This is a genomic window from Sulfurovum sp. (assembly GCF_041551015.1).
In the GTDB taxonomy this organism is placed as follows: Bacteria; Campylobacterota; Campylobacteria; order Campylobacterales; family Sulfurovaceae; genus Sulfurovum.
Genome location: NZ_JBFENQ010000006.1, coordinates 16,615 through 29,890, shown reverse-complemented (window position 1 = coordinate 29,890; position 13,276 = coordinate 16,615). Strand labels below are relative to the sequence as shown.

Sequence of the window (13,276 nt, the reverse complement as noted above, 5' to 3'; positions counted from 1 at the left end):
ACCACTAAAAGAAATAGATGAAGAAGAAGTTTCTGCTGAATAATATAATACTTATTGAGTTTTGATATAATTTTAGAAAAAAGGATCAATAATATGAAGAAATCTTTATTATTTTTAATGCTTACTCTATTTATAGGGATGAGTATGAATGGATGTGCAACGTGGCATGGAGTTAAAAAAGATGCAGACAAAACATGGGATGTAGTGACAGCATAATATAAACTTTATAAATACTACGTAGAGATACGTAGTGTTCTTCTTTAATATACCCCTTATTTCTAAGGGTATAAGTGACTCTATCTATTTTAAAATGTGAGTTAATTTTATATGTTTATTTTTTATATTAAATAAAGAAATAGATTACTATTCTTCTTTAAGCTCAGGAGCTTCATTTTTTGTATCTGCATGAAATTTTTCTTCATATTCTGTACTTACTGTAAACATCAATTTAAGATCAGAAGGACTACTTGCATACTGATACGCTTGTTCTTCAGTGATTTTCTCTGCCAATGTGAGATCAAAAAGAGCGCGATTAAAGGTAATAGAATCAAAACTAATACCTTCTTTTTCAATAGCATCTGGAATTTCATGATCACGTTTGTTTCGAATAAGCTCTTGAGTTTGCGGACTTTTAAACATCATTTCTACAGCAGGAACCATATCTCCAGATATACCTCTGAGCAGACGTTGGGAAATAACAGCTTCAAGAGTTGAAGCAAGTGTTGCTCGTACACGATTTTGCTCTTCATTTGGGAAAATAGCAATGAGTCGATCAACTGTTTCTCTGGCATCTAATGTATGAACAGTAGAAAAGACAAGGTGACCTGTATTGACCGCTTGTAAAATACTTTCAGCGGTTGCAAGGTCACGTATTTCACCAACTACAATAATATCTGGGTCTTCACGCATTGCTGCACGTAATGCACGAGAAAAACTACCAGTATGCAATCCCAGTTCACGTTGTTCTACGATAGATTTGTCATCATTATGTACATATTCTATAGGATCTTCAATGGAGATAATATGATGCGGATATGTCTTATTGATCTCTTCAATAATACTTGCAAGTGTTGTGGACTTACCACTTCCGGTAGTACCGGTAATAAGAACAAGACCTCGACGAAGATGGGTAAGTTTATGTAAGGCTGAAGGAAGATTTAGCTCTTCTATGGTTTTAATATAGGAAGGAATCAGACGGAAGGCTAATGCGAAACCACCAAGATGCATAAAGATATTGATACGAAAACGGTAGTTTTCATCCAGTGCATAGGCACCATCAAATTCTTTAGTCTCTATAAAGTCTTCATATGCATCACCAATCAATACTTTAACAAGTGATTCAACGGTTTTTTCATCTAATTTCTCATTAGATAAAAGAACAATATCACTTTTTACACGTGCGTGGATCTTCCCATTACTTTTCAGATGCAGGTCAGCTCCCTCTGCTTCAATTAACATATATAGCCAAGAATCCAATCGCTGTTGTATATTTTGTGTTAAAGACATATTCTACTCCATTTCTTTTATATATTTATATTATACTACAGCTTATTAGCTTATATAATAGATAAAGAGTAAAAAAATAAATTTATTGATAGAGTAAAATAAAAGGAGATTAAATGTCAATTATGAAATATGTACTTTTTGCAGTCATACTGTTTGGTCTCTGGGTGACAGAACCCTTATGGATGAAACCCAATACAAATGAGACTACATCACCTATAGATGTGCATATCACAGAACAAGAAAAAGAAAGAGCTATGCTACTTGCTGTTGAGGCCCAAAAACTAAAAGATTTAGAAGCAATGTTTGGTCAAAAACCACATGGGAGATACAGTACAGGTGTACCTCCTGCAGTATATGAGTATTGGAATAAAACACTCAAGTACCCTGATTCTCTGGAAGAGGAAAGATGTGGTCCTATTCGTGCAGGTGATAGAGGATGGACAACAGTGTGCCGATATAGAGCAAAAAATAATTCTGGGTCTTTACAGTTAATGCAAGATACTTTTATTATCAAAGATGGTATAGCATATAAATAATACAAGATAAGTATAGGAGACTTGAGAATCTTTAGCTTAACTCATTTGATTTGATATTTATACGATATTCTGATAAAATGAATAATAATTTAATATATTTTGGAGTACATATGAGTCTGTGGGTTATCATACCATTTTGTTTGTTTTTATTGGCGCTTGTAGTGGGCGGATATGTCTATATGTTTCTTCATGTTATGAGATGTGATCCAAGAGAATTAGAGTTTCGAGGAAATATCGGCCAAAATGATGGGCTGGTTCCTCATAATTACAAATCATAAATAATACTACATATCACTTTTCATTTATAAATTAAATCTATATCGATTTCTAAACTATTTAGGACTAAGTATAATGGTTTACCCCATAGGGTAGAGTATCTCTTCATGTACTTTGTCACAGGCTCTTAAAACTTCATCACTGAGTGTGAGATCCATAGCTGCAAGTGATGCATCCAGTTGATCTGTATGTGTTGCCCCTATGATGGTGGAAGCCACAAAATCAAACTGTTTTGACCATGCGGTAGCCAGTGTAACAGGGTGCATACCAGCATCAGCTGCTATTTTCAAGTATTTTTGAGTGGAGGCCAATGTTTTGTTATTCATAAAACGTTGTGCCATGATACGTTGTCTTTGGTTAGGAGATTTTAGATAGGTTGCAAATCTTCCTTCAGCATCTTCGGGTCTTAGTCCTTGGTTATATTTTCCAGAGAGTACACCTCCGGCAAGGGGTGAGTAGGGAAGGAGTGAAACCTGTTCATTTGTACAAAGGGTAGAGAGCTCATCTAAAAACCTACGGTTAAGTAAAGAAAAGTTGTTTTGTATGGATTCAAATCGTGCGAGTCCTTTATACTGAGATGTCATCAACGCTTTGCTTGTGCCATATGCAGTGTCATTAGAAGTACCCATGTAACGTACTTTTCCTGCTTTTACCAGTCTGTCAAATGCTTCAAGTGACTCTTCTATAGGGACGATCGTATCGGGCCAATGCATTTGATAGAGGTCTATATAGTCTGTTTTTAGTCGTTTCAAACTCCCTTCTATTGCACGTTCAATGTGAAAACGGTCGATGGCTGTTAGGCCATGGCGAATAGGGGGAACGAACCAACCACTTGCAGCGCCAGCTACCTTTGTCGCAAGGATGATAGCATCACGAGGTTTTGTCTTCATCCATTCACCTACCCACTCTTCTGTAATCCCTGCCAGTTTTGCATCGGGTGGAACAGGGTAGAGTTCGGCTGTGTCGTAGAAGTTAACTCCATGCTCATAGGCTTTGTCCATAATGGCAAAAGCTTCTTTTTTGTCACATTGTGTTCCAAAGGTCATCGTACCCATACAAATGGGTGAGACACGAAGACCTGTTTTCCCTATATATCTATACTTCATGATGGTCCCTATAAAATTTAGTTTTATATCATAACTTAAGTTTTCTAAGGCTTTGGTCTCTTGTTATGATTCTATCTAAGTAAGTTCTAATGTAAGAGATAAACAATTATATATTAACCATATATTAATCAATAAGTTATAAACTATAAGAATGTGGACATATATTTTTCCATAATCTTATGTTAAAGGCAGGGAATTAAGATGAGAAGATATTTGAATAAAAAAAATGTGAAAATATCAGCAGTATTAAGTGCTATTTTAATTGGAGGTATGGCTTATATGACTGGCTGTGGCAGTGGCGGGGGTGGTGGCGGCACCACTGATCCAACTCTAAGTAAATGTAGTACGCCTATAGAAGCCTCTTTGTCAGACGGGCAAGTGCGAATTGGTGGTGCTACAACAAGTGTAGAACTACTCAATGTTGCTGATACTAATTGGACGCTCTATAACACTGCAAATGAGTTACATATCACTTCGGTTGATACGCCGTTGAGTGAAACCGGAGTTGAAGTAGAAGGTTATATCCATGATATAGAGATTGTAAATTACAATACTACTACTTATGCTTTATTAGCTATGGGACAAGAGGGGATTACAGCAGTTGAAATCTCAGATACAGGTGTTTTGACACCTAGACCAGAGCTTACTGTAAAGGTCAACTACAATGAAGATAACATTACGTGGACTGAAGGTAGTGGGACTATTGTTCCAGGTAACAGTATCTCAAGTAGCCGTGCACCTATTAGTTCACTGGCTGTTTATAATGAAGGGAATACTACAAATCCATCGTGGCAGTTAATAATTGGTGATGAAGGTTATGGTCTACACAAGACAGCCTTGGAGAACTTTTTTACTCATACTTTGGATACCATTGATAGTACTTTGAAGATAGATGATGAAGTCTATACCTTGCAGTATGCGGGTGAAAGTCCATGGGGCGGTCCAAAAAGTTTGACATTGGTCGGTGAAGGTAACGATACTAAAATATTTGTTGCGCAAGGCTTTATGGGTATGGGAATCTATGACACTGATTTAGATCAGGTTGGACGTTATAACCATTATATCGATACTTCTGTAACAGAAGATTGGTTTAGAACATTGGATGTTTCAAGTGATGGAACTAGTATTGACAGTTGTACGGGTATGCCAGATTATACACAGGCAAGCCTTGAAATCAATGGTGCGACCAAAACGCCATGGGCAAATTTTGAAACTTTGGGTAAATACTACTATGATGCACGAAATATAGATGTGGCCACTATTGGAGGAAGGACTATTGCCTATATCGCTTATGGTATGGCCGGTATGGTTGCGGTGAATGTTACAGGGTATGAGACTGCAACAGCGCGAAGTGCAGATTGTACAACAAAATATAATTTCCTAGATGCGACATATTTAGGATATGTACCAGCCATCCCTGCACACGGACCGGATGACAGACTGATAGGAGGATCTGATTCTGTCTTCTCAAGACAGGGGGCAGGTATGCTTAAAGATGCCGGTGTGGCTGATGTAAAAGTAGATACGGCATCAGATAAAGTGTTCTATACGGATCATTTTGGTGGGCTCATGGTGGTTAATGATGCAACTAATCCTGATAGTACTTGGCATGGACCAGACGCACCATATGATAATGATATAAATGATACGGTAGAACACTTGCCATCTTATGAGTTTGTTACTTCTTATGATATGAATGTCTCATCAACCGTAGATGAAGCGCTTCCAGATTACACTAGTGAATTACCGATCCTGTTAACAACGGGTGAAGTAGGCGGTCATGGTAACTCTTTGGCGCTTACGGGTAGCAGCTTTGATGAAACTGATGCAGTTCCTGCTGATATTATTATGGCTGCAGGAGCAGGTGGTCTTAACTTTATCGAAGTGTATGGGACAGTCCCAACTTATGACTTTAACGTCACAAAGCACTTTGCAACTACTGATGAAATTGGTGCAGCTCCAGTTGGCTATGATGCACCAGAGATCAGTGTCGGACATGCAGCAGGTGTAGGAACTTATGATAATCTTCTCTACCTTGCCGATGGTCCACACGGAATGATGGTCTGGAAAGTGGCAGATGAAAGCTGTAATAACATCCCGACAGATCAAGTGAGACTGGTGGGTAATACACTTCAAAGTGAAAACAGTATTGATGTAAACGGAACAGTGATGTACCCGACACCGCATGCAGATGAAGTTGTGGTTATCAATGATGGAGTGACTAAGTCGGCAATGGTAGCATCTCTTAGTGCGGGACTTCGCCGCGTGAATGTCAATGTGATGGGTACTGAAGGTGCTCCAGAGCTGCTCTATCCAACCAGTGGAGATATCTATGAGCACAGCATTGAAGAAACCAAAGTTGCGGGTATTGACTTAGAAGATAGAGTTTATGATGTTGCTGTGAGAGGAGATCTAGCATTTACAGCAGATGGTCTTAGCGGAGTAACAGTATACAATTTGAATGAAACACCTAATATTGATAATAATCCGGTATTCATTGTAGATAATATTAAAGGAACAGGTGAAGATCGAATCAATAATGCAACAGGTATAGCATTATGGGGTGATTATGCCTTTGTTGCAGGAGGTGCCACAGGAATTACTGTCATTGATATCAGTGATCCGAGTAATTTGTCAATCGTTAAAACATTCCAGCCTATCAAGTGGGAGGATGCAAATGCTCACAATGCAGATGGTGTAGCTATTTCAGTGAAGGTTGTGGGTAACTATGCCTTCTTTACTTATGACAGCTTTGGTGTGTTAGCCTACAATACTGCTGATCTGATTAATCCAGTACCACATCCTGGCACAGAAATGGGACGTGATGGTCGTTATGATGCTGCTGGATATCTGAAACTTCAGGATGCCAGTACCTACACAAATGACTTGGTTGCAGGTACAGATTTCTCTGAATGGGGTGGTGGAGCATCAGGTATAGATGCTGTCACTGTAGGTGGTAAAACTTACATTTATGTAGCTTACGGTGATGCTGGTGCCATAAAGATAGATTGGACAGATGCAGCAAACCCTGTATTAGTTGATCATGCCAATACAGCAGGAAGTGCAACTGATATAGTCGTCTGGAACGGTCGTGTCTATGTAGCAGATGGTGCAGGCGGTTTTGTATTATTTCAATAATAGTTAATAGGATACTTTCCTATTTTAGAGAACAATAGGTTACCTTCTTTTTAGAAGGTAACCCCTTATACAATCTTCATAACTTAAATCTGCAAACACCTCGTTCTTTTTTTCTTCTTATGCAAATCAGAGGTCATTAAGGAGAGTATAGAAAAGAGACTTGATAAGTTTGCAACTGGATTTGCTGAATTTTGAAAACTTTTTAGATAGAGTAATTCAATACTTCATTGTCTTTTTTTGGATTAGGACAATGTACATCATCGTTTGAGAACTCAATATAACATGTTTTGTTACGTCCTTCATTCTTAGCTTGATAGAGTGCTATATCAGCACGTGAGAAAATATTCTTGAATTCGGTATCTGTCTCTTTGTTTTCACTGATACCAATAGAAGTTGTCACAAAAATATCTTGTCCTTCATAAGTTATAAAATCATTTTCAATTTCTTTACGAATTTTTTCAGCCAAAATATACGCATCATTACTATTTATTTGAGATAAAAGAATTGCAAACTCTTCACCTCCGATACGAGCAAATATATCACTTTTATTTAAGATTCTTACTAGTTTTTTAACAAAACGTTTCAATAATTGATCTCCAGCTTGATGACCATAAGTATCATTGACCTTTTTGAAGTGATCTAGATCAAGTAGTAAAAGGGTTAAATGGAAATGATTTTTTTGTGCTGTTTGGAAGTAGTGTTCAGAAATATCATTAAACATACGTTTATTCATGATTCCTGTTAAATAATCTGTAGAGGCTAAAACACTTAAACTAGTATTTTGTTGCTTTAAACTGTTTTCATAATTTGTAATTTTATTGGTATAAGTATAAGATAAAAAACTTCCTATGAGAAGTCCAAAAATACTAGAATTTATAGCTACATATGAAAGCTGTAATTCTATAAAAAAATTGACTGTTAAAATAATTATAATAGAAGCCAGAGTATAAAATATACCACTTTTTCTATCATGAATCATGTAGGCGACATATATCAAAAGATAAAACCATATCATTCTAAACTCATCTTGAGGTACAAAAATAAGTGCTGAAGTAAAAGTAAGTAAGGATATGATAAGCAGAGCATGAGCGGTTAGATCATAATTTTTTTTAGATTGTCTGAGAAAGAAGATTAGCATGATCGTGAGGAAACTGTAAACATAATTAACTTTAGAGTGAATAGGGCCAATATCATTAATACCTAAGTCACTAAGCACTCCAAACAGGGCAGAAAAAAAAGCAACAGTGATAAATATAGAGTTCAGCATTTTAAATTTAAACTGGAGAAGATCTTCACCTCCGCTAAATTTAAAACCACTGAATAGAAAATTGTTTAGGTTCATTCTGCATGCAACGTTTTGTGAACAGATACCGTCATTCAATTCTCCTTTCAGATTATTCTTTTATATAATTAGTTTAAATTATTTGATAATAAAACTATATAATATAAATGTCATAAAAATGTCAAATACAAAAATAAGTGTACAAATTTTTGATCTAATTAATGTGTATTGTTAACCTTATTAGACTAAGATGACTAAAAGGATTTATAAATGAAGAAACACAATTTTATTAGTATTACTTTGATTATCTCAGGTTTGGCATTAAATCCATTGATTGCAAACACTGTAGTAAATCGTGTTACATATATCCAAACAACAAATCAGACAATAAAGTCGAGCATTGCTTCTATTTTATATAATAGAGGAATTGATGAAGATGCAGCTGAAGAAATAGCAAATAATCTTTTAGATGAAGATGAAACGTTATTAGCTATGATGCTTCAAAATTTAGAAAAAGAGTGTATTGTTAGTCGTGAAGAAATATTAGACTATATGAGTACTGCAGCACTTCACAGACAAAATATTCATTTTGACTCGTATGATCATTTGATAACTATGATTTCTAAAATTAAACAAACATCTTTAGAAAAACATACATTAAAACTATTAAAGCATATCGCAGAAAAAAATAGTCTACTAGTTGTGTAAGTAATACAGCCTGTAGATTATGATATATATTAATAATATGTATTGGTTAACATAATATAAATTCTATTAAAAAATTAAATCTCTTCTCCTTTGTGTATTAGCAACAAGGTATGAGGATATTTGAAAAAGTAAAAAATGACTAAATTTATAGTTTTTAATTTGTATTCTGAGTTTTTGTATTTTGTAGCACTCTTATTGGTATATTCTAAAAAGTGGACAAATATGAAAAGTCATACAAAAGAGTAAAAAATTATATTTTAGTTTTACATCATAATTTAGATCATGGTAAATACATATTTTAAATTTTAGGACTTGCATGAAAAATAAAAAAACATTTTTCAAGATGAAGAAAAAAGTTAATTTTCAGTCAGATTCATTCCATCTAAATTTTTAAAAACAACCTTTATCGAGATCTAAAGTGTAGAAAAATTTCTATGTCAGATTTTTATATGATTAAAAATTAGTCAAAAGAGACAATTTCTAATATTTATTAGTATTATTCATCAAATAATGTAAAGTATCTTGCGGTCAATGTACTTTACGTTTGTAGTAATTCTCTAAAGTGTCGGTGTATAGGGCTTTTGGTGAGGTATATATGAACACTTGTTCATCATATAACTTTCAATATTTGACATATAAGAACACTTGTTCATATTATATTTAATTCAAAGAATCATATAAGAACAGTTGTTCATATAATGTGAAATACTGCACTTGACAAATGAACACTTGTTCACTATAATGTTATCAAAGGAGCCACTATGAACGAGCAGAGCGTTACTTCTTCCCCTACTAAAGGAAGTAAAACAAAAGATAAAATACTGAAGATTGCACTTAAACTCTTCGCAACCAAAGGATATAAGGCTACGACGGTTAGAGATATAGCAGGTGCTATGGATATGAAGCAAAGTGCCCTCTATAACCACTTTAAGAACAAGGATGAGATACTTGAATCGTTAGTAAGCGAGCTTACCTCTTCAGCTATAGTGACTATATTTGACGATAAAGATGCTTCAGAGCTCCATAAACAAGGAAAGTCCCTGTTGATGTCCATTGCCACCACTTTCAAGCTTATAGGCTTTGATGGGCAAAATGAGGCACTTCTAAAGCTGCTTATGCAAGAGATATATAGAAATGAGAGAATAAGAGAGATCTATAACGAGTATTTCTACCAGGAGAACGTTAAAAAGCTTTCAAGCCTCTTTTTTATGATGATGCAAGATGAGATGATAAAGTCTTCTGACCCTCTATTATTGGCAAATGAGTTCTTTTCACCTCTCTTTTTCTATCAAATGCAGGTTTCTTTGCTAAAATTAGATAAAAAATCGACCTCTTCTGTCGTTTCTATGTTCGAAAAACATGTAGATTTCTTTTGGGATAATATAAAGATAGAGAAACAAGAGACGCTGTTTTAGGCATATACTAAATAATATTAAGGATTATAATGGAAAAAAAAGTAGATCACTTTGCAGATAAATCAAAGTCTTGGGATATGAACAGTAAACGTGTACAGAATGCCAAAGGCATTGCAGAGTTAATAGTAAATAATATAAAACTAAATAAATCTATGGAAGTTATGGATTTTGGTGCTGGTACAGGTCTTTTAAGCTATTTTGTCGCACCCTATGTAGAGAAGATAGTTGCTGTAGACAACTCCCCTTCTATGCTTCTGGAGTTTCAAAATAAGTGTGGTCTATTCTCATGTAATACTGAAGTGATAGAGAAAGACTTGAGTACGAATACTCTTGATAGAAAATTTGATGGTATTATTTCCTCAATGACGATTCACCATTTGGAAGATATCCCCGCCCTCTTTTCAAAACTCTATGATATGCTTGATGATCATGGATTTATTGCTATTGCTGATTTAGATAGTGAAGATGGTACTTTCCATAGTGATAATACTGGTGTATTTCACTATGGTTTTGACCGTGAAATGCTTGCAAGACATGCTACGGAGGTAGGATTTAAAGATATAACCTTCAGTTTAGCCAACAAAATCTCTAAACCTCATGCTGAATTCACTGTCTTTTTGATGACAGCCATAAAATAATATTAGAGAATATTAAATGAGAAACTTATGGTTATCCATTTTTATTCCAGTCCTGATATGGTCAGCAGTCTTACCTAAAGATCCATTTACATGGTTTTTGGAAGTGCTACCGGTATTTATAGGATTGTTTATTTTGGTTCTTACCTATAAAAGGTTTCCATTAACTCCCCTGCTTTATACTCTTATTTTGATTCATATGATTATTTTAATGGTTGGCGGACATTATACATATGCTGAAGTACCACTGTTTGACTGGATCAGAGAGATTTTTGATCATAGCAGAAATAATTATGATAAAGTAGGCCATTTTGCACAAGGTTTTATCCCTGCGATACTTGCTAGAGAGATTTTAATACGTAAAAATATTGTACAGGGTGCAAAAATATGGCTACATTTTATTATATTGAGCATCATTTTGGCATTTTCTGCCTTTTATGAGCTTGTAGAGTGGTGGGTAGCACTTGCTGTAGAGGAAGATGCAGAAGCCTTTCTTGGTACACAAGGTTACATATGGGATACACAATCAGATATGGGATATGCCCTATTTGGAGGCTTAGTGGCACTTTTAGTGCTTTCTAAATTACATGATAAACAGATTTCAAGTAGCAATTCTTGGGATTTATCTATAGATTAATTGGGATAAAATAATAGTATTGTTTTCATAGATAGTTCACACTTTTTTTGTATATTGTTAATATCTTAATTTACAAAGGATTTTATATGAAAAAGACATTTTTAGCATTAGGTACATTGGCGTTTTTGGCTTCACCTTCACTGTTTGCAGTGGAAGCTACTCAGACTCAAACAAATCTTCAAACGCAGCAAAGATTAAAAAATGGTACTGGAATGGGTGGGAAAAAACTATACAAGCACCAATACAAATACCAACATAAATATCAGGACACCAACGGTAATAAAATGCAGGGAAATGAAAATCCTATAGGTACTGGACAAGGCAAAGGCCAAGTGAATGCAAAAGGAAACATGTCTAAAAATGGACAGGGTAAAGGTCAGGGAAATGTGTCAGGTATGGGCAAAGGTCAAGAAAATAAAGGTGGCAATGGCATGAGAAGCAATAGTGGTAACAAAGGTGGTAAAGGTGGCGGTGGCGGAAAACGATAAATTTATTTGATTGACACGTTTCTACTCATAAAAACAAGGGTATTTTTATAACAAATACCCTGTTATAATTTATCTATATAGCATACTAATAACGATAAAGAAGTTAAATACACCCATGAGTATCATAGCTATTACAAACGACTTTTCCTGCTTTTTCCAGTGGTTTATATTTATTGCCCTCAATAGTATTCTTTTCATTGTGTCACTTCTCTTTTTAAGTATATTAAAAATATAACATTATGGATGTAACATTTCTGTAATATATTGCAAAGAAAAAGAGAAATATTTTGGAAACAAAGAGTCACCCTCCATTAGATAGAAACAGTAACTGAAGTAAAAAATCTTTGATTATTTGTAAGTTGGTATGTTTTTCCATATGTTTGATTTAAAATCATACTTTTTGAGTCTGAAATTTACTATTTAGTCCTATATCTTTGTTGCAGTTAGAAAGATATATTGCTTACCCGTAAGTGTGACCCTGTATTTATGTTGTTGTAGATACTTTTTGCAGAAAATGACATCGTTAAAAAGCAGTGACATTTCACTCATAGCATAATTGGGTGCCTTGGCTCCATAGATCATCTCTCCCCCTATCCATCGACTGTTTGGAAAACCTAAAATGATTGCAGCATCTTTTTCCAGATAGTTTTGTACCAATGACATGAAAAAGGGTTTGAAGTTGATATTCGGGCTTTGAAGCGTTCCTATGCTTACAAGTAAATCAAACCTTCCTAGGTTTAAACTCTCTAAATCGTTGATATCATGTGTATGAAATGTTACATTTTCTTCTGGAAAACAGCTCTTTGCATAGGCTATAGCTGTTTGTGAGTGGTCGATACCCACAAAATTTATATTTGCATATGTCTTTGTATCTAAACTGTTTTTAATGACGGAAAATTCATCTCCTGTATTAATACCAAGGTTTAGGACAGATGTTCTTTGATTTATCTTAACATTTTGTAAGGCTTGGTTATAGTAGTAAAGAAAGGCAGGTTCTTCCATCTTGTGTATTTGTGCAAAATTGGAATTTACACCATATTTTTCTTCTTTTGAACTCTGAGATATTATATGAAAAGAGCTTTTTGTCTCTAATTTTTTAAAAGTAAGTTTTACCAATGGATAGGTACTTTTTTCTGGGGTCATCATTTTACACATGAGGAGTTCTGCTAAGTCTGTCCATGACTTGTATCCTCTGTAGATATAGATTTTACCTTCTATCTCTAACATATTTCCTGCATAGAGGTCACCAATATCCGGATCAACTGCTTCAAAGCTAATACTATCACCTGCTTTTAATTCACTTGTATGTGCCGTGAACCATATCATAAGGTTTTGCATGGATTGGGTGGTAATTGTCAAAAGTGAACTCCATATATTAATATAATATTATTTAGTATTATACTTTTCTGTGTCTATTATCGAGTATTTTAACATAGATGTATGAAATGGGAGTTTGTACTGTGTTTTGTAGTATTCCCACAATAATATGGGAATGTAGTAATCGCATTTTATACACAAGAAAATACTTGTGTGTTATAGATATTTAACA

General features: G+C 34.7%; 12 protein-coding genes. 8 read left to right on the top strand and 4 right to left on the bottom strand.

Features of this window, described 5'->3' with window-relative positions:
* Positions 1-93: 93 nt before the first annotated feature.
* Entirely contained in the window at positions 94-216 is a 123-nt protein-coding gene (locus ABZC96_RS00935; protein ID WP_373028416.1) for an entericidin EcnAB, read from the top strand.
* Between the two features lie 147 nt (positions 217-363).
* Here the strand turns inward: ABZC96_RS00935 and ABZC96_RS00930 are convergent, their stop codons facing one another.
* Positions 364-1,506, bottom strand: a complete 1,143-nt coding sequence (locus ABZC96_RS00930) for a type IV pilus twitching motility protein PilT (RefSeq protein ID WP_373028415.1) — start codon at positions 1,504-1,506, stop codon at positions 364-366.
* A 113-nt stretch (positions 1,507-1,619) separates the two neighbouring features.
* Here ABZC96_RS00930 and ABZC96_RS00925 point away from each other — a divergent pair, with 113 nt between their 5' ends.
* Positions 1,620-2,042, top strand: a complete 423-nt coding sequence (locus ABZC96_RS00925) for a hypothetical protein (protein ID WP_373028414.1) — start codon at positions 1,620-1,622, stop codon at positions 2,040-2,042.
* A 356-nt stretch (positions 2,043-2,398) separates the two neighbouring features.
* Here the strand turns inward: ABZC96_RS00925 and ABZC96_RS00920 are convergent, their stop codons facing one another.
* Positions 2,399-3,424, bottom strand: coding sequence for an aldo/keto reductase (locus ABZC96_RS00920; RefSeq protein WP_373028413.1), 1,026 nt, complete (start codon positions 3,422-3,424; stop codon positions 2,399-2,401).
* 201 nt (positions 3,425-3,625) lie between these two features.
* Between ABZC96_RS00920 and ABZC96_RS00915 the strand changes: the two genes are divergently transcribed.
* Positions 3,626-6,562 (top strand): hypothetical protein, encoded by a 2,937-nt coding sequence (locus tag ABZC96_RS00915; RefSeq protein WP_373028411.1) that lies wholly within the window; start codon positions 3,626-3,628, stop codon positions 6,560-6,562.
* 202 nt (positions 6,563-6,764) lie between these two features.
* Here the strand turns inward: ABZC96_RS00915 and ABZC96_RS00910 are convergent, their stop codons facing one another.
* Entirely contained in the window at positions 6,765-7,943 is a 1,179-nt protein-coding gene (locus ABZC96_RS00910; protein ID WP_373028410.1) for a GGDEF domain-containing protein, read from the bottom strand.
* Positions 7,944-8,114: 171 nt separating this feature from the next.
* On the opposite strand from ABZC96_RS00910, the gene ABZC96_RS00905 reads away from it, so the two are divergent.
* From ABZC96_RS00905 to ABZC96_RS00885, 5 genes are all read left to right on the top strand, one after another.
* A complete protein-coding gene (locus ABZC96_RS00905; RefSeq protein WP_373028409.1) occupies positions 8,115-8,552 on the top strand; it encodes a hypothetical protein in 438 nt (145 codons plus the stop codon).
* A gap of 761 nt (positions 8,553-9,313) precedes the next feature.
* Positions 9,314-9,967 (top strand): TetR/AcrR family transcriptional regulator, encoded by a 654-nt coding sequence (locus ABZC96_RS00900; RefSeq protein ID WP_373028407.1) that lies wholly within the window; start codon positions 9,314-9,316, stop codon positions 9,965-9,967.
* A gap of 29 nt (positions 9,968-9,996) precedes the next feature.
* On the top strand, positions 9,997-10,605 hold the full coding sequence (locus ABZC96_RS00895; protein ID WP_373028406.1) for a class I SAM-dependent methyltransferase: 609 nt from the start codon (positions 9,997-9,999) through the stop codon (positions 10,603-10,605).
* Positions 10,606-10,621: 16 nt separating this feature from the next.
* Positions 10,622-11,239: a DUF2238 domain-containing protein gene (locus ABZC96_RS00890; RefSeq protein ID WP_373028404.1), complete on the top strand. Its 618-nt coding sequence runs from the start codon at positions 10,622-10,624 to the stop codon at positions 11,237-11,239.
* An 86-nt stretch (positions 11,240-11,325) separates the two neighbouring features.
* Entirely contained in the window at positions 11,326-11,727 is a 402-nt protein-coding gene (locus ABZC96_RS00885) for a hypothetical protein (RefSeq protein ID WP_373028402.1), read from the top strand.
* Positions 11,728-12,153: 426 nt separating this feature from the next.
* On the opposite strand, the gene ABZC96_RS00880 is transcribed toward ABZC96_RS00885, so the two are convergent.
* Positions 12,154-13,086, bottom strand: coding sequence for a methyltransferase domain-containing protein (locus tag ABZC96_RS00880; RefSeq protein ID WP_373028401.1), 933 nt, complete (start codon positions 13,084-13,086; stop codon positions 12,154-12,156).
* Between the last annotated feature and the right edge of the window lie 190 nt (positions 13,087-13,276).

Coding starts and splice junctions, on each gene's coding strand:
- ABZC96_RS00935 (WP_373028416.1), top strand. CDS start 94: ATGAAGAAATCTTTATTATTTTTAATGCTTACTCTATTTATAGGGATG.
- ABZC96_RS00930 (WP_373028415.1), bottom strand. CDS start 1,506: ATGTCTTTAACACAAAATATACAACAGCGATTGGATTCTTGGCTATAT.
- ABZC96_RS00925 (WP_373028414.1), top strand. CDS start 1,620: ATGTCAATTATGAAATATGTACTTTTTGCAGTCATACTGTTTGGTCTC.
- ABZC96_RS00920 (WP_373028413.1), bottom strand. CDS start 3,424: ATGAAGTATAGATATATAGGGAAAACAGGTCTTCGTGTCTCACCCATT.
- ABZC96_RS00915 (WP_373028411.1), top strand. CDS start 3,626: ATGAGAAGATATTTGAATAAAAAAAATGTGAAAATATCAGCAGTATTA.
- ABZC96_RS00905 (WP_373028409.1), top strand. CDS start 8,115: ATGAAGAAACACAATTTTATTAGTATTACTTTGATTATCTCAGGTTTG.
- ABZC96_RS00900 (WP_373028407.1), top strand. CDS start 9,314: ATGAACGAGCAGAGCGTTACTTCTTCCCCTACTAAAGGAAGTAAAACA.
- ABZC96_RS00895 (WP_373028406.1), top strand. CDS start 9,997: ATGGAAAAAAAAGTAGATCACTTTGCAGATAAATCAAAGTCTTGGGAT.
- ABZC96_RS00890 (WP_373028404.1), top strand. CDS start 10,622: ATGAGAAACTTATGGTTATCCATTTTTATTCCAGTCCTGATATGGTCA.
- ABZC96_RS00885 (WP_373028402.1), top strand. CDS start 11,326: ATGAAAAAGACATTTTTAGCATTAGGTACATTGGCGTTTTTGGCTTCA.